This is a genomic window from Sphingopyxis macrogoltabida, assembly GCF_001314325.1.
Classification (GTDB): Bacteria; Pseudomonadota; Alphaproteobacteria; order Sphingomonadales; family Sphingomonadaceae; genus Sphingopyxis; species Sphingopyxis macrogoltabida.
In genome coordinates, this window is sequence record NZ_CP009429.1 from 1,194,724 (window position 1) to 1,211,308 (window position 16,585).

Annotated in this window: 19 protein-coding genes and 1 other annotated feature; of the genes, 17 read left to right on the forward strand and 2 right to left on the reverse strand. The window is 67.2% G+C overall.

The genetic code is table 11. The features are described from left to right. Positions 1-2: 2 nt before the first annotated feature. Complete coding sequence (locus tag LH19_RS05800; protein WP_054733073.1) at positions 3-1,502, reverse strand: SulP family inorganic anion transporter; 1,500 nt, start codon at positions 1,500-1,502, stop codon at positions 3-5. 73 nt (positions 1,503-1,575) lie between these two features. Next, positions 1,576-1,631: a sequence feature (sul1 is cis-regulatory element that is thought to sense ions involved in sulfur or methionine metabolism; They are found in Alphaproteobacteria), on the reverse strand. Positions 1,632-1,916: 285 nt separating this feature from the next. On the opposite strand from LH19_RS05800, the gene LH19_RS05805 reads away from it, so the two are divergent. Continuing rightward, on the forward strand, positions 1,917-2,759 hold the full coding sequence (locus LH19_RS05805; RefSeq protein ID WP_054725759.1) for a DUF932 domain-containing protein: 843 nt from the start codon (positions 1,917-1,919) through the stop codon (positions 2,757-2,759). Between the two features lie 174 nt (positions 2,760-2,933). On the opposite strand, the gene LH19_RS05810 is transcribed toward LH19_RS05805, so the two are convergent. Then, positions 2,934-3,155, reverse strand: a complete 222-nt coding sequence (locus LH19_RS05810) for a helix-turn-helix domain-containing protein (protein WP_407696704.1) — start codon at positions 3,153-3,155, stop codon at positions 2,934-2,936. 174 nt (positions 3,156-3,329) lie between these two features. Between LH19_RS05810 and LH19_RS05815 the strand changes: the two genes are divergently transcribed. The 16 genes from LH19_RS05815 to trbJ all read left to right on the forward strand — a co-directional run bounded on the left by LH19_RS05815 (position 3,330) and on the right by trbJ (position 16,585). After that, positions 3,330-3,602, forward strand: coding sequence for a DNA -binding domain-containing protein (locus LH19_RS05815; protein ID WP_054725765.1), 273 nt, complete (start codon positions 3,330-3,332; stop codon positions 3,600-3,602). A gap of 146 nt (positions 3,603-3,748) precedes the next feature. Beyond that, entirely contained in the window at positions 3,749-3,970 is a 222-nt protein-coding gene (locus LH19_RS29395; protein WP_054725768.1) for a transcriptional regulator domain-containing protein, read from the forward strand. Positions 3,971-4,022: 52 nt separating this feature from the next. Beyond that, positions 4,023-4,532: a DUF2285 domain-containing protein gene (locus LH19_RS05825; protein WP_407696737.1), complete on the forward strand. Its 510-nt coding sequence runs from the start codon at positions 4,023-4,025 to the stop codon at positions 4,530-4,532. Positions 4,533-4,659: 127 nt separating this feature from the next. Next, complete coding sequence (locus LH19_RS05830) at positions 4,660-4,926, forward strand: helix-turn-helix transcriptional regulator (RefSeq protein WP_015459426.1); 267 nt, start codon at positions 4,660-4,662, stop codon at positions 4,924-4,926. Beyond that, a complete protein-coding gene (locus tag LH19_RS05835) occupies positions 4,923-5,429 on the forward strand; it encodes a DUF2840 domain-containing protein (protein WP_054725780.1) in 507 nt (168 codons plus the stop codon). Before LH19_RS05830 ends, LH19_RS05835 begins: the two co-directional genes overlap by 4 nt. After that, the gene (locus LH19_RS05840; protein WP_054725783.1) at positions 5,426-5,971 is read left to right on the forward strand and encodes a S26 family signal peptidase; all 546 of its coding nucleotides are present in this window, start codon (positions 5,426-5,428) and stop codon (positions 5,969-5,971) included. The genes LH19_RS05835 and LH19_RS05840 overlap by 4 nt, the downstream gene beginning before the upstream one ends. Positions 5,972-6,007: 36 nt before the next feature. Continuing rightward, positions 6,008-6,343 (forward strand): DUF736 domain-containing protein, encoded by a 336-nt coding sequence (locus LH19_RS05845; protein WP_082395450.1) that lies wholly within the window; start codon positions 6,008-6,010, stop codon positions 6,341-6,343. A gap of 133 nt (positions 6,344-6,476) precedes the next feature. Further along, on the forward strand, positions 6,477-7,259 hold the full coding sequence (locus LH19_RS27795) for a lytic transglycosylase domain-containing protein (RefSeq protein WP_407696705.1): 783 nt from the start codon (positions 6,477-6,479) through the stop codon (positions 7,257-7,259). 238 nt (positions 7,260-7,497) lie between these two features. Next, positions 7,498-9,255 carry a relaxase/mobilization nuclease domain-containing protein gene (locus LH19_RS05855; protein ID WP_054725789.1) on the forward strand — a complete coding sequence of 586 codons (1,758 nt, stop codon included), beginning with the start codon at positions 7,498-7,500 and terminating at the stop codon, positions 9,253-9,255. Positions 9,256-9,268: 13 nt separating this feature from the next. After that, positions 9,269-11,242: a conjugal transfer protein TraG gene (locus LH19_RS05860; protein WP_054725794.1), complete on the forward strand. Its 1,974-nt coding sequence runs from the start codon at positions 9,269-9,271 to the stop codon at positions 11,240-11,242. 9 nt (positions 11,243-11,251) lie between these two features. Continuing rightward, the gene (locus LH19_RS05865) at positions 11,252-11,680 is read left to right on the forward strand and encodes a ribbon-helix-helix domain-containing protein (protein WP_054725797.1); all 429 of its coding nucleotides are present in this window, start codon (positions 11,252-11,254) and stop codon (positions 11,678-11,680) included. A gap of 172 nt (positions 11,681-11,852) precedes the next feature. Next, positions 11,853-12,839, forward strand: coding sequence for a P-type conjugative transfer ATPase TrbB (trbB, locus tag LH19_RS05870; RefSeq protein ID WP_054725800.1), 987 nt, complete (start codon positions 11,853-11,855; stop codon positions 12,837-12,839). Continuing rightward, positions 12,836-13,168 (forward strand): TrbC/VirB2 family protein, encoded by a 333-nt coding sequence (locus LH19_RS05875; protein ID WP_054725809.1) that lies wholly within the window; start codon positions 12,836-12,838, stop codon positions 13,166-13,168. The genes trbB and LH19_RS05875 overlap by 4 nt, the downstream gene beginning before the upstream one ends. Beyond that, positions 13,168-13,440 (forward strand): VirB3 family type IV secretion system protein, encoded by a 273-nt coding sequence (locus LH19_RS05880; protein WP_054725812.1) that lies wholly within the window; start codon positions 13,168-13,170, stop codon positions 13,438-13,440. Before LH19_RS05875 ends, LH19_RS05880 begins: the two co-directional genes overlap by 1 nt. After that, entirely contained in the window at positions 13,437-15,872 is a 2,436-nt protein-coding gene (trbE, locus tag LH19_RS05885) for a conjugal transfer protein TrbE (protein ID WP_054725815.1), read from the forward strand. The genes LH19_RS05880 and trbE overlap by 4 nt, the downstream gene beginning before the upstream one ends. Further along, entirely contained in the window at positions 15,869-16,585 is a 717-nt protein-coding gene (gene trbJ / locus LH19_RS05890) for a P-type conjugative transfer protein TrbJ (protein ID WP_054725818.1), read from the forward strand. The genes trbE and trbJ overlap by 4 nt, the downstream gene beginning before the upstream one ends.

The following is a 16,585-nucleotide window of genomic DNA, read 5'->3' on the forward strand; positions in this document are numbered from 1 at the left end:
CTTTAGTGAGCCGCGAGCTGCGCTTCCGCGCCCGGCTTGTCATGGACGCCAAAGCGACCGACCATCGTGGCGCTCGCTTCGTTCAGGCCGACCACCTCGACCGCGGTGCCTTCGCGCCGGAACTTGAGGATCGCCTTGTCGAGCACACCCACGGCCGAGATGTCCCAGAAGTGCGCGGCCGACACGTCGATCACCACACGATCGACTACCTCCTTGAAGTCAAAAGCGTCGGCGAACCGCTCGGTGGAGGCGAAGAACACCTGTCCTGCCATCCTGTAGGTGCGCGTGCCGCCATCGGTCGAGAGAGTGGAGTCGACGGTGAACAGCCGCTTGACCTTGCTCGCGAAGAACAGGCCCGACAGGATCACGCCCGCCAGCACGCCTTGCGCCAGATCGTGCGTCCAGACGACGACCACGACCGTCACCAGCATGACGACCGACGATTGCCACGGGTGGCTTCGCAGATTCTTGATCGAACCCCAAGAGAAGGTGCCGATCGACACCATTATCATCACCGCAACGAGCGACGGCATTGGGATACGACTGACCAAAGGCCCAAGCACGACAATCAGGAACAGCAGGAAGCACCCCGCGACCATCGCGGAGAGCCGGGTCGATCCGCCCGACTTCACGTTGATGACCGATTGTCCGATCATGGCGCACCCGCCCATGCCGCCGAGGAACCCGGTGGCGAAGTTGGCGATGCCCTGTCCCTTGCATTCCTGCTGCTTGTTCGAGGGGGTGTCGGTCAGATCATCGACGATTTGCGCGGTCATCATGGATTCGAGCAGGCCCACCATCGCCATCGTCAGCGAGAACGGCAGGATGATCCGCAGCGTCTCCAGGGTGAGCGGCACGTCGGGGATGAAGAAGAACGGCACCGACGAGGGGAGCTGGCCCATGTCGCCGACCGTGTTGACCTTCAGCCCGCCATAGATCGAGACGATGGTGAGGATCACGATCGCGACCAGCGGCGACGGCACCGCCCTGGTGAGGCGTGGGAACAGGTAGATGATGGCAAGCCCGCCCGCGACCATTGCGTAAGTGACCCAGGTGACGTTGGTGAGCTGGGGGAGCTGCGCGATGAAGATGAGGATCGCCAGCGCGTTGACGAACCCGGTGACGACCGATCGCGACACATATTGCATCAGCAGATCGAGCCGCAGGAATCCGGCGGCGATTTGAATCACGCCCATCAGGATCGTGGCGGCGAACAGATATTCGACACCGTGATCGCGTATCAGCGGTAGCACGAGGACGGCGATCGCGGCGGTCGCGGCCGAGATCATGCCGGGGCGACCGCCCACCAGCGCGGTGATGACCGCGATCGAGAACGAGGCGTAAAGACCGACCTTGGGATCGACGCCGGCGATGACCGAGAAGCCGATCGCTTCGGGGATCAGCGCCAGCGCGACAACAATGCCGGCGAGTACGTCACGCCGGGCGGTGCCGGCATCGCGAAACCATTCGGTGCGATACCGGGCGAGAGCGGAGGCATTGATCAAGAGTGAAATCCACGACCACGCGCACGAGAACTGCCGCTTGACGCGGCGTCACAAAGATCAACGTGCGAGGTTCAGCCCGGCGGATTGGCGGCCGGAATAGCCACCCGGATTTACACCGGGTCCATGCGAATGCGGCGCGCTTTATTCTACAGCCTCGCATTTTGCAACTTAGTTGCTGCCGCGCGACTGCCGCGCCAACCGCGCAATCTGGCGGGCGCCGCGCGCGGCGCGGTGCTTGGGGCTCTGCCCCTAGCGCCCTTCGGAGCGGCTTCCGCCCAGCTTCCCTCGCTGCGCTCAGTGCAGCCGGTTCCCCGCGAAGCCGCCCACTCCGGTTGCACCCCCGGTCTCGCCGACGGGCAGGGTTTCAGCGCGGCGCTTCGCTGCGCGAAACCCAAGCCCAAGGAGGCCAGAATGCACTACCAGCTTGCAACCCGGTTCGGCCGCAACGCCCACCAGATCAGCGGGCGCGAGGCGCTCGACAACGAGGCGCTTTATCGCCACGTCCCGTCCATCTTCGCCCGCGAGGCGCACGACAGCCGTTCGGAGCGGTATGTCTATGTTCCGACCATCGACATCGTGGAGGGGCTGCGCCGGGAAGGATGGTTGCCGTTCTTCGCCGTCCAGTCGGTGCCGCGCGACGGCAGCCGCCACGGCCACGCCAAGCACATGCTCCGCTTGCGCCGGGATGACGGCATCGGCAAACCCGAGGCCGCTGAGGTCATCATCGTGAACAGCCATGACGGGACCAGCGCCTATCAGATGTTTGCCGGGATGCTGCGGTTTGTCTGCACCAACAGCATGATCGCGGGCGAGCGGTTCGAGGAGGTGCGCGTCCAGCACAAGGGCAATATCGAGCATGAGATCATCGAAGGCGTTTACACGGTCGCCGAGGACTTTCCGCGCCTGATCGACGCCAGCGACGCGATGAAGGAGGTTCGGCTGTCCGACGACGAGCGGCGGTTGCTTGGCGAGGTTAGTTTGGTCGCTCGCTATGGGGAGGACGAAAGCCCGCTCCGCGCCGAGCAGATCATCGAGCCGCGCCGCCGCGAGGACGTGAACGACAGCCTGTGGACCACGTTCAACGTCATTCAGGAGAACGTCGTTCGCGGCGGATTGCAGGGCCGCAAGCGCAACGCGGAGGGCCGCATCCGCCGAAGCCAGACCCGCGCGATCAACGGCATCGACCAGAACGTGACGCTCAACCGCGCACTGTGGACATTGGCCGAGGGGATGCAACGCTTGAAGGCGGCGTGAGCCGCCGCCGCATGGCCGGACATTCCGGCCCTGCGGTTTGGCCGGATCACTCCCGGACCCGGCCGAACCGCTACGGCTCGGCGGCGGCGGCCGCGCGTCCCAAGGTCCGCGCGGCCGCCAATAGATTTGTGCTCGCCGGGCTGACGCCCGGCTCGCGATCAGGAACGATGAAGGTCAGTCCGGCTCGGATTCTCCAGCATTGGCGACAAGATCAACCGGCGTGACCCCGAGTGCCGACGCCAAATGGAACAGAGTAACGACGGTCGGATTGCGGCGGCCTCTCTCCAGGTCGCTGACATATTGCTGCGTGAACCCGGAAGTCTCGGCGAAACGCTCTTGGGTGAAGCCCTTCTCCTTTCTAAGTCGGGCAAAGTTCATCCCTACGAGGCGGCGCATATCCATGCGCACAAGGCTGGACGATACACCCGATGCGGTTTATCCCATATAAGGTGTAACGTGCGTAGGCTGTCATCCATCGCTGCCGAAGGTGCATCGAACGATGCAGGTCTTGCGCATGTTCGGCCCACGGATTTGAGCTAGTCTGGTTAACGACGAACAGGACGCGCGCCCATGAGTACCAGCCGATTCGAGGACTGCGCGCCGGACGTTTCGCAGCTCACGCCTTACGATGAAAGCCATCTCGCCGACTATTTACGCCTGCTCGACGCGGAGGACGAAGGCGCTGACTGGCGGGAGGTCGCTACCTTGATCCTCGGCATCGACGCTTCCGCCGAGCCGCGCAGGGCGCGGGCAATGCACGCCAGTCATCTCGCTCGCGCGCGCTGGATGACGGAGGTCGGCTACGCTCATCTGCTGGGGTGCAACGCGCCGCTAAATCGTTAATTTCCAGTCCGTTCTGGAGCAACCGGACCGTCAACGCCGCCCCGTGGTCGGCATGGTTGTGCGCAACCTTCGCGCTATCGCGCAAACGCGGCTGTTACATTGTCGCATCCTCTCTAACTCGCGCCAAGCGCGGCCTGGAGGATGCAATGTCAACGCCGCATGGTCGGCGTCCACGACGCGGGGGCAGTCGTCCTGACGCGATCGGGCGCGCTGACATCGCCGCCGAGTTCTTACGCCGAAACCGCACCTATCGCGCCGAACATACACAGATGCAGCAGCGCATCGCGGACGGCGCCGTCGCAAAGAACGCCGCCGAGGCGGCGTTCGCGCGGCGCTGGGGGTTATCCTTTCGCCTATCCGCCGGATAGCCTTTCCCCGGCGGTCGTCTGGCGTCCCGAGCTGACGGCCGTCACCGTAGTTCTGGACGCAGCGCCGGAGGGGTTCGGTGGCGCTATGCCGGTCGATCCGCACGCGCTCGGCGCGCTGCTCGCCGACCAGGCCGGGGTCGAAGGTCGCCACGTCATCGTCGCCGACGTGGACGGCGAGCACCGGCTCTGGCTGCGCGATCCCGAGCCCGGACGGCCGCTCGCCGCGATCATTCCTCTCGACAAGGATTTTGTCACGCGCATGGCGAGCCTGATGCGCTTCCACCGCGCGCTGTTCGGAAAACCGCCAGGGCCGCCGCCGCGCGGTTGGCGGCTGACCGATTACCGGCTCGCGCGCCTGCGAGCGATGCTGCGCGCGCTGGACTTGCGCCAGTCGGGCGCGACCTACCGCCAGATCGCCGCTGCGCTCGGTCGCGGAGAGGCGGCGAGCCTCTCCGCGACCGAGTGGAAGATCTCCGCCGCGCGTTCTTTCGTCGTCCGGTTGGTCCGTGACGGCACCGCGATAATGAACGGCGACTACCGCAAGCTGCTCCGCATCCGCTGACCACCCCAGCCGCAGTGCCCGCTTGGGGGTGGTCGCATCCGTGCAGCCGCACATCTTCATACTCCACCCCGACGCGCCTGCTTCGTCATTTTCGTCTCCTGCCGCCAACGCCCGCAGGAGCCGTCATTTGTCCGATACGCCCACTAACCTGCCGCCCCGCTTCCTGCGCACACCGGAAGCTGCCCGTTTCCTCGGCCTCTCGGGACGCACCCTTGAGAAGCACCGGTATTTCGGGACCGGCCCGGCCTACCGCCGGATCGGCGGCCGCGTCGTCTATTCGGTCGATGACCTGCGCGCCTGGGCCGACATCGGCATCAAGCATTCGACCTCCGATCCGGGGCAGGACGACCTCATGCCGCGCGCGGATTCGGCCATCGCCCGGAGCCGGCGATGAGCGTCCCGCCGTCGTCCATGCGCCACCGCCAGCCGTCCGACGACGGCATGACCCGCGTCGAGCTGACGTGGATCGAGAAGCGGATTGAGCACTGGATCAGGTTCGGCCGCGTCGCCGCCGATGAGATCGTCGATCGCCGCCGCCGCATCGTCCGCTTCCGCCCCGGCGCCATCTTCGCGTTCGTTCGCTGGGCGGCGAACGACTACGGCACGGTCAGCTCGCGGATCGACATCGTGCGCGCGGTTGGCGCGGGCGAGCCCTTCACGACGCTGCCGTTCGTGCGGCCGGGCGGCGACATCCTGCTCAAGATCGAGGGCTGGCCGAAGGTCTCCCAGATGCTCGCCGCGATCGACGCGACCGAAGCGGCCGGCGTCGATCCGTGCGACGCCGCGCCCGATCATTGGCGCCACGTTCACAACCGCATCGCCGCCGGGCATCAGCCGCGCCCCTACACGCTGGAGCGTCATCGCGCTTGGCTCAAGCGCCGGGAGATCGAAGGATGACGCGCCGTCGATGGGTCTTTGCGACGGTCTCTGTCGCGTCGCTGTTCAGCGCGTCGCTCGCAGGCGTGGCGGTGTTCGACCCGCTGCCGCGCGTCGTCTGGAACGCCAGCGCGAGCGCGCCGATCGGGCTTTACCGGATCGAGCCGTTGTCCGATCCGCCGCATGGCGCGCTGGTCGCCGTGTCGCCGCCCGCGCCACTGGCGCACTGGCTGGCGGAGCGCGGCTATCTCGGCGAGCGCGTGCCGCTGTTGAAGCATGTCGCGGCGCGGCCTGGGCAGATCGCGTGCCGCATCAACGCAGTGGTGAGCGTGGATGGGCGGCCCGTCGTCGTCGCCCGGCAGCGTGACGGCCGGGGCCGCCCACTGCCGGTCTGGCAAGGCTGCCGCACGCTGCGCGCCGGCGAGCTGCTGATGCTCAACCCTGACCACGCCGACAGCATGGACGGCCGCTATTTCGGGCCGTTGCCGGCCTCGACCGTGCTCGGCCGCGCGATCCCGATCCTTACCCGCGACACTCCCAACGCGCCGCTCACCTGGCGCTGACCCGCTTTTCCACCTGCCAAACCAAAGGAGATCATCATGCAGATCGGCAGCTTCTTCCGCACCGCCAACGGCTACGAAGGCATCATCGAGACGGCGACACTCGACATACGCATCTCGATCGTTCCGGCCGAGCCCAGCGACGCCGACAAGGCGCCGGACTGGCGCATCCATCGCGGCGACGACGGCGAAGGCCCGGAGATCGGCGCGGGCTGGGATGAGATCGGCGAGCGTGCCGGCGATTACGTCTCGGTGCGCATCGACGATCCCGCCTTCCCGCAGCCGATCCGCGCCGCGCTGTTCCAGAACACTGCCGACAAGTCGGCCTGGTCGCTGCGCTGGAATCGCCAGCCGAAGTCGCGCGAGCAGGACTGATCCGGTGCGCGTTTTCATCATCCCTTTGTTCGCGGAAAGACCGTCTCATCCCTCCGTCCCGCTCGGTCGCAGGCCGGCCGGGGCGCGCAACGAAGGTCAAGGGCGGCCAAAGGCCGGCGCACAGCGCGCACCCTTGACCGCAGCGAGCACGCTGGCAGGCTGGCGGCGGAGCGGAGTCGGATCGGCGGTGGCGTTGGCCGTCGTGCTGCTTTCGGGTAGCGCTGCGCCGGTCGCGGCGCTGGCACAGGATATGCCGGCCGCGCGATCGGCGACGGCTCATGCCTACGCCGGTCATGTCGCCGACGCTGCACGGCGGTTCGGCATCCCGGAAGCGTGGATATGGTCGGTGATGCGCGTCGAGAGCGGCGGTAACGCCCGCGCAATCTCGCGCGCTGGGGCGATGGGCCTGATGCAGATCATGCCCGCGACCTGGACTGACCTTCGCGCGCGGCACGGCCTTGGCGCTGACCCATTCGACGTGCGCGACAACATCATGGCGGGCGCGGCCTATCTGCGCCAAATGCACGACCGCTACGGCAACGCGACGGCGATGCTGGCGGCCTACAATGCCGGGCCGGGCCGTTACGACGATTATCTGTCGCGCGGCCGTCCGCTGCCGCCGGAGACGGTCGGCTACCTCGCCCGGCTCACGGCTGTCGCGGGCACGGCGGGGGCGGCGGAGGTGGCGGTGAGCGCGCCTCGCGACCCGTCTGCCTGGCGACGAGCGGGGCTGTTCGTCCGCACCGCGAGCGTCGCGCCCGAAGCCGGTTCCGTGCAGTCGGACGGCGAAGAGCCCGCATCCGAACTGCCGGCCGATGAGCCGACATCCGACGACGTTCGCTCCGCCGTTCCGTCTGTCAAAGAGCCGGGGGACACGCTGTTCGTCCCCCGCGCCCGCGCGGGCCGACCGCAATGATCCGCGCCGCATCCCCATCATCCGTCCCGAGCAAGATTGTGGCTAGGGAGAAAGAGAATGGGAGGGACAGACGAGGGCAAGATATAAGCCGCACCCCGTTTCGCCGAAAAGCCAAGGCTTTTCCGTGGCTTCATGCGGGGGCGTCGGTCGGCGCGCGTGCCGCGCGGAAGGGAAAAGCAAGCAAAATCAACGTCTCGAATGGCACCACGGGCCATTTACGGCCGAAAGCGGCCCGGCCGTGAGCGAGGACAGTGAGTTCCGCGTTCGGCCGGGCAAGGCCAAGCGCAGCAAGGCGCAGGGCCGCAATGCGCGCGGCCTGGTGGCCGAGGTGCTGCGCGTGGCCGCGATCCACAGCGGAGGCCGGCGCACCGGGGGCGGCTCGCGCCGAGGTCGCCAATCCAGTTTCGGGCGGGGACGAACAGCATTTGCCCGCAGCCGGTTATTCGGATCGGGCCGTCGAGTGATGGTGAAGGCGCTACCCGTGAACCATCGCAGTCGCGGGGGCCGACGCATGGCGCCGCTGTCCGCGCACGTCGCCTATTTGAAGCGCGAAGGCGTCACCCGTGACCGTTCCCCGACGCGCATGTTCGACGCGGCCGGAGACAATGCCGACGATCGCGCATTCACCGAGCGGTGCAAGGATGACCGGCATCATTTCCGCATCATCGTCTCGCCGGAGGATGCGGCCGAGCTGACCGACCTACGCGAATACACCCGCGATCTCGTGCGGCAGATGGAAACGGATTTGGGGACGCGGCTCGATTGGGTCGCGGTCGATCATTGGAACACCGACAACCCGCACGTTCATATGCTCGTGCGCGGTGTCACCGACACCGGCACCGATCTCGTCATGGCGCGGGACTATATCAGCCACAACCTGCGCTCCCACGCCGAGGAGCTGGCGCAGGCCGAACTTGGGCCGAAGCCTGAGCATGAAGTGCAGCGCGCGCTCGACCGAGAAGTGACGGCCGAGCGCTGGACGCGGCTCGATACCGAGATCGGCCGCGCGGCCGACGAACTGGGGGTCATCGACCTGCGCCCCGAGCGGCCCGGTCCGGCCGATCCGCGCCTCCGCCGGTTAATGGTCGGCCGCTTGCAGCATCTGGAGACGATGGGGCTCGCCGCTGAGGGTGAGCCCGGACAGTGGGCGGTTGCCGAAGGCGCGCAAGGCAAGCTGCGCGAGCTGGCCGCGCGCGGCGACATTATCCGCACCATCGGACAGGCTCTGAAAGATCACGGGCAGGACCGGCCGCTGGAAAGCTACGCGGTTGTGAGCGGCGCGCCGGAAAAGCCAATCGTCGGCCGGCTGATCGACAAGGGGTTGCACGACGAGCTGTATGGCGCGGCCTATGCCGTGATCGACGGCACGGACGGCCGCACCCATCATGTGCGGCTGCCCGGAATTGAAGCGCTGGAGCAAAGCCCGACGCTCGGCGGGATCGTCGAGCTGCGCGCTATAGGCAAGCCGGGCGAGCCGAAGCCCACCCTGATCCTCGCCACGCGATCGGACCTCGACCTCGCCGCGCAGGTGAAGGCGCCCGGCGCGACCTGGCTTGACCATCGGCTGATCGAGCGCGGCACGGGTGTCGCGGATGGCGGGTTCGGTGCGGAGGTGTGCCGTGCGATGGACGCGCGCACCGATCATCTTGTCCGCGAGGGGCTGGCGCGCCGCTATGGCCAACGCGCGGTGTTCGAGCGCGGCTTGCTCGACACGCTGCGCAAGCGCGAGCTGGACGCCGTTGGCGCGAAGATCGCGGGCGAAACGGGCCTTGCGTATCGCCCGACCACCTCCGGCGAGAAGATTGCCGGCGTAGTCCGCCAGCGCCTCGCACTCGCCTCCGGTCGCTTCGCCATGATCGACGACGGGCTCGGCTTCCGTCTCGTGCCCTGGGCCAGCGCGCTCGAACAGCAGCTCGGTCGCCAAGTGTCCGGTGTCGTTCGCGCTGGTGGCGGCATCGACCTAGCGCTCGGCCGCAAGCGCGGCCTCGGCCTCTGACAAGGAAACAGCCATGTCCGCGACGAAAATCCTGTGGGGCCAGATCATCGCTGTCTTTCTGATCGTGCTCGCAGGTGTGTGGGGCGCGACGCAATGGACCGCCGCGGCCTTGGCCTATCAACCCGAGCTGGGGCCGCCCTGGTTCATCGTCGGCGGCTGGCGTGTCTATCCGCCGCCGGCCTTCTTTTGGTGGTGGTTCTCGTTCGACGCATACGCGCCAGCCATCTTCAAGACCGGCGCATTCATCGCCGCGTCGGGCGGGTTCGTGTCAATCGCCGTCGCCATTGGAATGTCTGTGTGGCGTGCGCGCGAGTTGAAGAACGCCGAGACCTACGGCTCGGCACGCTGGGCGACAACGCGCGAGGTTCGGGCGGCCGGGCTGCTGGGCGCGAACGGCGTCGTGCTCGGCAGACTCGACCGGGACTATCTGCGCCACGATGGCCCCGAGCATGTGCTGTGCTTCGCTCCGACGCGGAGCGGCAAGGGCGTCGGGTTGGTTGTGCCGTCGCTACTCACCTGGCCGGCCTCCGCGATCGTCCACGACATAAAAGGCGAGAACTGGTCGCTGACCTCGGGCTTCCGCGCGCGACACGGCCGCGTGCTGCTGTTCGATCCGACCAATGCCGCATCGGCTGCCTACAACCCGTTGCTGGAAGTGCGGCGCGGCCAATGGGAGGTGCGCGATGTGCAGAATGTGGCGGACGTGCTGGTCGATCCCGAAGGCAGCCTGGAGCGCCGGAACCATTGGGAAAAAACGTCGCACTCGCTGCTGGTCGGCGCGATCCTTCACGTCCTCTATGCCGAGCCGGACAAGACGTTGGCCGGCGTCGCGTCGTACCTCTCCGATCCATCTCGCACGATCGAGCAGACGCTGGCCGCGATGATGGCGACGCCGCACCTTGGCGAAGCCGGCGTTCATCCCGTCGTCGCCAGCGCGGCGCGAGAGCTGCTGAACAAGTCGGATAACGAGCGGTCGGGCGTGCTCAGCACGGCCATGTCGTTCCTCGGTCTCTACCGCGATCCTGTTGTGGCGCAGGTCACGCGGGCCTGCCAGTGGCGCATATCGGATCTGGTGGGGGGCGAACGGCCGGCGACGCTCTATCTGGTCGTGCCGCCCAGCGACATATCGCGCACCAAGCCACTCATCCGCCTCATCCTCAACCAGATCGGGCGCCGTTTGACCGAGGAGCTGACCCCGAAGGGCAACCGCCACCGCGTGCTCCTGATGCTCGACGAGTTTCCCGCCTTAGGCCGGCTCGACTTCTTCGAGTCTGCCTTGGCGTTCATGGCCGGCTACGGGCTCAAGGCGTTCCTGATCGCGCAGAGCCTCAATCAGATCGAGAAGGCTTACGGCCCGAACAACGCGATCCTCGACAACTGCCACGTCCGCGTGAGCTTCGCCACCAACGATGAGCGGACCGCCAAGCGCGTCTCGGACGCGCTCGGCACCGCGACCGAGATGCGGGCGATGAAGAACTATGCGGGTCACAGGCTTTCGCCCTGGCTCGGGCATCTGATGGTGTCGCGGTCAGAGACCGCTCGCCAGCTCCTCACGCCGGGCGAGGTGATGCAGCTGCCGCCCGATGACGAGATCGTCATGGTGGCGGGCGTCCATCCGATCCGGGCGAAGAAGGCCCGCTACTACCGCGACGCACGGTTCGCCGAACGTATCATGTCCGCGCCCACCCCTGACGCCGCCCAGGTCCGGCGCGATGACTGGACGGGCCGCGCCGTCATCGCCGATCCCGCCGCCGTGGCGCAGATCGTCCGTTCGGCGGAGGACGCGGCGAACGGCGGATTGCGCCGCGAACCCGAACTGCCGGAGCATGTCGCCATCGCGCCCGAGACCTCGCCACCGCCCGCGCAGGAGTTTGCGATCATGGACGACGAACCCGACGACGCCGCGCGGCAGGCGGCGGTGCGGCGCCGGATGCAGGGGCTCGCGCGGCAAGCGTCGCTCGACCCCGGCGATGGTATCGAGCTGTAGGCGGCGATCATGCGCGTCCGGCTCAATGTCTATTTTCCGCCAGCGCTCGCCAAGCAGGTTGACGAGCTGGCGATCCGCCGCCGCATCTCTCGCTCGGCAATCGTGGAGGCGGCGGTCGCCTCCTACCTCTCGCCGGACGGCGCCGACCGGATGGAGGCGGCGTTCGCTCGACGGCTCGATCGCTTGTCGCGTCAGGTCCAGCGGCTTGAGCGCGACACCGGACTCACGATTGAGGCACTGACGTTGTTTGTGCGGTTCTGGCTGACGGTGACGCCGCCATTGCCCGACGAGGATCAAGCGGCCGCGCAGGTGAAGGGACGCAAGCGCTACGAGGGTTTCGTCGAGACGCTCGGCCGGCGCTTCGCCAGCGGCAAGAGCTTGAGGGACGAGATACCGGAAGATGTCTGGCCGCGCTCCACTTCGACTGAGTCGGACTGAATAGACACGCCAACCACCGCGTAGTCGAAAAGCAATTCCGCCGCCGACCACGTATCTGCCGCCCCCTCTACTACGCCAGCAAGTAGCTGTTGCGGCAGAAGTATTTATGCGTCTCTTGCTGTGCCCCGACAGCCGGGCGGCGGTTCGCCCGGCCCTTCGCAGGGCCAGTTCCTTGACCGTTCATCCGATCCGATCCGAGGCCAAGACGCGCGGCGCGCGGATGCTGCGCACCGCGCTCGGGCCGTCGATCTCGGCATGGCTGGACGACCCGACCGTGATCGAGGTGATGCTAAACCCGGACGGGAGGTTGTGGCTCGATCGGCTCGGCGAAGGCGTTAGCGATACCGGCGAGACGCTGACCGCCGCCGATGGCGAACGCATCGTGCGCCTGGTCGCTCATCATGTCGGCGTCGAGGTTCATGCGCGCAGTCCCCGCGTGTCGGCAGAACTGCCCGAGGGCGGCGAACGATTCGAGGGCTTGCTGCCGCCTGTCGTAGCGGCTCCCGCCTTCGCTATCCGCAAGCCCGCCGTCGCGGTGTTCACGCTTGACGACTACGCCACCGCCGGGATCATGTCGGCCGACGCGGCGACGGCGCTGCGCGAAGGCGTATCGGCTCGCGCCAACATTCTCGTCGCCGGCGGCACCGGCAGCGGCAAGACCACGCTGGTCAACGCGCTCTTGGCCGAAGTCGCCAAGACGACCGACCGCATCGTTCTGATCGAAGACACGCGCGAGCTGCAATGCGCTGCGCCCAACCTCGTCGCCATGCGGACGAAGGACGGCGTGGTGTCGCTGTCCGAGCTGGTCCGTTCGTCGTTACGGCTTAGGCCGGATCGCATCCCGATCGGAGAGGTGCGCGGCGCCGAGGCGCTCGACCTCATCAAAGCCTGGGGCACCGGCCATCCGGGCGGCATCGGAACCATTCACGCCGGCACCGCACTTGGCGCGCTCCGCCGCATGGAGCAACTCGTTCAAGAGGCGGTCGTGACAGTCCCTCGCGCGCTGATCGCCGAGACCATCGACCTGATCGCCGTGCTGGTCCGTGACGCGCACGGCCGGCGTCTCGCCGAGCTGGCCCGCGTCGAAGGACTCGACGCCGCGACCGGCGACTACCGCCTTACCCTGCTTCCCAAACCCCAGCCCGGAGACCTGCCATGATCCATGCCATTCGGCATGGCGCGCGTCGCGCCATGCTCGCCACCACCGCCAGCGTCGTCGCGCTGACCTTTGCCGTTCCGGCCCACGCGGGCGGATCGTCGATGCCGTGGGAAGCGCCGCTGCAAAGCATCCTCGAAAGCATCGAGGGGCCGGTGGCGAAAATCGTCGCGGTCATCATCATCATCGTGACCGGCCTGACGCTGGCTTTCGGCGATACTTCCGGCGGCTTCCGCCGGCTGATCCAGATCGTGTTCGGTCTCAGCATCGCCTTTGCCGCGTCGAGCTTCTTCCTGTCGTTCTTCTCGTTCGGCGGCGGGGCGCTCGTCTGATGCAGGACGCAGCCGAACCGATCGCGGGCTTCTATGCCCCCGTCCACCGGGCGCTGACCGAGCCGATTTTGCTCGGCGGCGCGCCGCGGTCGCTCGCCATCGTCAACGGGACGCTGGCCGGCGCGATCGGGCTCGGCCTGCGTCTCTGGATCGCCGGCCTGGTCATCTGGGCGATCGGCCACGCGCTTTCCGTATGGGTTGCACGACGCGATCCGCAGTTCGTGGACGTGGCCCGGCGCCATCTCCGCTTCCCGACATGGATGCAGCCATGATGAGCTTGCGCGAATATCGCAGCAAGGCCGCGTACCTTGCGGACTTCCTGCCTTGGGCCGCGTTGGTCGGCGAAGGTGTCGTGCTCAACAAGGACGGTTCGTTCCAGCGCACCGCACGCTTCCGCGGCCCTGATCTCGACAGTGCGACGCCGGCCGAGCTGGTCGCCACCACGGCACGCTTGAACAGTTCACTCCGGCGCCTGGGCTCCGGTTGGGCGATCTTCGTGGAGGCGCAGCGCAGTCCCGCGCTCGATTACCCCGAGTCCGAGTTTCCCGATCCCGTTTCTGCGCTGGTCGATATGGAGCGCCGCGAACAGTTCCGTGAGGAAGGCGCGCATTTCGAGAGCGCCTATTTCCTGACGTTGCTGTGGATGCCGCCGGCCGAGGACGCCGCGCGGGCCGAAGGCTGGCTTTACGAGGGCCGGTCCACCACCGGCGTCGATCCGTGGGAGCTGCTCAAAGGCTTCACCGATCGTAGCGACCGCGTGCTCAATTTGGTCGAGGGTTTCGTGCCCGAGGTCCGCTGGCTCGATGACGGCGAGACGCTGACCTACCTCCACTCGACGATCTCGACGCGGCGACAGCGTGTGCGCGTGCCGGAAACCCCGATGCACCTCGACGCGCTGCTCGCCGATGAGCCGTTGACCGGCGGGCTGGAACCTTGCCTGGGCGACCATCATCTCCGCATCCTCACCATTACCGGCTTTCCCAGCTCGACGTTTCCGGGGCTGCTCGACGAGCTGAACCGACTGGCGTTCGGCTATCGCTGGTCCACCCGCGCGATCATGCTCGACAAGACCGACGCGACGAAGCTGCTTACCCGCATCCGTCGCCAGTGGTTCGCCAAGCGCAAATCCGTCGCCGCCATCTTGAAGGAGGTGATGACCAACGAGGCGAGCACGCTGCTCGACAGCGACGCCTCGAACAAGGCCGCCGACGCCGACACCGCCTTGCAGGAGCTGGGCGCCGACTATGCCGGCATGGCCTATGTCACCGCCACGGTGACGGTGTGGGACCGCGATCCCGCCATCGCGGCCGAGAAGCTGAGGCTCGTCGAGAAGGTTATTCAGGGCCGCGATTTCACCGTCATTCCCGAGGGCATGAACGCGATCGAGGCGTGGCTGGGCAGCCTTCCCGGCCACACCTACGCCAATGTTCGCCAGCCCCCGATTTCCACCATCAATCTCGCCCACCTGATCCCCCTGTCAGCAGTATGGGCGGGGCCGGAACGGGACGAGCATTTCGGTGCAGCCCCCTTGCTCTACGCAAGAACCGAAGGCTCGACCCCGTTCCGGTTTTCCCTTCACGTCGGCGATGTCGGCCACACGCTGATTGTCGGCCCGACCGGCGCCGGCAAATCGGTCCTGCTCGCGCTGATGGCGATGCAGTTCCGCCGTTACGAGAACAGCCAGGTCTTTGCCTTCGACTTCGGCGGCAGCATCCGCGCCGCCTCGATCGGCATGGGCGGCGACTGGCAGGATCTCGGCGGAATGCTTGCCGACGAAACCGGCGACGGGGTGCAGCTCCAACCGCTCGCCCGCATCGACGATCCGGCCGAGCGAGCGTGGGCGGCGGAATGGCTGGCGGCGATCCTCGCGTCCGAAGGCGTCGCGGTCGATCCGCAGGCTAAGGAGCATATCTGGTCGGCGCTCAACTCCCTGGCGTCGGCGCCGGTTAGCGAACGCACGCTGACCGGCCTTGCCGTGCTGTTGCAGAACCAGCAGCTCAAACAGGCGCTCGCCTCGTATTGCATCGGCGGGCCGTGGGGCCGGCTTCTCGACGCCGAGGACGAGCGCTTGGGCGAAGCCGCCGTGCAGGCGTTCGAGACCGAAGGACTGGTCGGCGCCGGCTCCGCCGCCGCCGTTTTGTCCTACCTGTTCCACCGGATCGGCGGGCGGCTGGACGGCTCGCCCACACTCATCATCATCGACGAGGGCTGGCTGGTTCTCGACAGCCCGGACTTCGCAGCGCAGCTCCGCGAGTGGCTGAAGACCCTTCGCAAGAAGAACGCCAGCGTCGTCTTTGCCACGCAGAGCCTTGCGGACATCGAAACGTCGAGCATCGCCCCGGCCATCATCGAAAGCTGCCCGACGCGCATCTTCCTGCCGAACGAGCGCGCCGCCGAGCCGCAGATCGCCGCCATCTACGAGCGGTTCGGGCTTAACGCCCGCCAGATCGAAATCCTCAGCCGGGCGATACCCAAGCGCGACTATTATTGCCAGTCGCGGCGCGGCAACCGGCTGTTCGAGCTGGGGCTGGGCGAGGTCGCGCTGGCCTTCGCCGCCGCGTCGGCCAAGGCCGATCAGCTCCGCATCGCCGACATCATCGAGACTCACGGCCAAACCGCATTCGCGGCCGAATGGCTGCGCCATCGCGGCTGCGCCTGGGCGATCGAGCTTCTTCCCCCCCGCCAGCAGGAGTTACCGCTATGACCCGACTTCCCCTGCGCCGCGCCATTCTGGCCGGCGTCCTCGCCACCGCGACCATCGCGCCGATCGCGGCGCCCGTGCCGGCCTACGCGCAGTTCGGCGGGATCGTCTATGACCCGACCAACTATGCGCAGAACGTGCTGACCGCCGCGCGCACGCTGGAGCAGATCAACAATCAGATTCGCCAGATACAGAATCAGGCGACTTCGTTGCTCAACGAGGCCCGCAATCTGGCGAGCCTCCCGCAATCCTCGCTCGCCGAGTTGCAGGGCCAGGTGCGCCAGACCCAGCAGTTGCTCGGCCAGGCGCAGCGCATCGCCTATGACTTGGGCCAGATCGACCAGGCTTTCACCAGCCGATACACAGCCGGCGCCATGTCGGTCCCGCAACGGCAGCTCGTCGCAAATGCGCGCGAGCGGTGGGAGACCAGCGTAGGCGCGTTTCAGGACGCGCTCCGCGTTCAGGCCGGCGTCGTTGGAAATATCGACGGCTCGCGCGCGACGATGAACCGCCTCGTGTCGGCGAGCCAATCATCTCAAGGCGCGCTCCAAGCGGCTCAGGCCGGCAACCAGCTTCTCGCGCTGCAATCGCAGCAGCTCGCCGACATCGCGGCGTTGCTGGCCGCTCAAGGCCGAGCGCAATCGCTGGAGGCGGCGCGAAATGCAGCCGCCGAAGCCGAGGGGCGCGAGCGCCTCCGCCGCTTCCTCGGCAACTGA

Bases quoted from the DNA above. Each gene is read 5' to 3' on its own strand.
- LH19_RS05805 (WP_054725759.1), top strand. From the start codon at position 1,917: ATGCACTACCAGCTTGCAACCCGGTTCGGCCGCAACGCCCACCAGATC.
- LH19_RS05810 (WP_407696704.1), bottom strand. From the start codon at position 3,155: ATGCGCCGCCTCGTAGGGATGAACTTTGCCCGACTTAGAAAGGAGAAG.
- LH19_RS05815 (WP_054725765.1), top strand. From the start codon at position 3,330: ATGAGTACCAGCCGATTCGAGGACTGCGCGCCGGACGTTTCGCAGCTC.
- LH19_RS29395 (WP_054725768.1), top strand. From the start codon at position 3,749: ATGTCAACGCCGCATGGTCGGCGTCCACGACGCGGGGGCAGTCGTCCT.
- LH19_RS05835 (WP_054725780.1), top strand. From the start codon at position 4,923: ATGAGCGTCCCGCCGTCGTCCATGCGCCACCGCCAGCCGTCCGACGAC.
- LH19_RS05840 (WP_054725783.1), top strand. From the start codon at position 5,426: ATGACGCGCCGTCGATGGGTCTTTGCGACGGTCTCTGTCGCGTCGCTG.
- LH19_RS05845 (WP_082395450.1), top strand. From the start codon at position 6,008: ATGCAGATCGGCAGCTTCTTCCGCACCGCCAACGGCTACGAAGGCATC.
- LH19_RS05860 (WP_054725794.1), top strand. From the start codon at position 9,269: ATGTCCGCGACGAAAATCCTGTGGGGCCAGATCATCGCTGTCTTTCTG.
- LH19_RS05865 (WP_054725797.1), top strand. From the start codon at position 11,252: ATGCGCGTCCGGCTCAATGTCTATTTTCCGCCAGCGCTCGCCAAGCAG.
- LH19_RS05875 (WP_054725809.1), top strand. From the start codon at position 12,836: ATGATCCATGCCATTCGGCATGGCGCGCGTCGCGCCATGCTCGCCACC.
- LH19_RS05880 (WP_054725812.1), top strand. From the start codon at position 13,168: ATGCAGGACGCAGCCGAACCGATCGCGGGCTTCTATGCCCCCGTCCAC.
- trbE (WP_054725815.1), top strand. From the start codon at position 13,437: ATGATGAGCTTGCGCGAATATCGCAGCAAGGCCGCGTACCTTGCGGAC.
- trbJ (WP_054725818.1), top strand. From the start codon at position 15,869: ATGACCCGACTTCCCCTGCGCCGCGCCATTCTGGCCGGCGTCCTCGCC.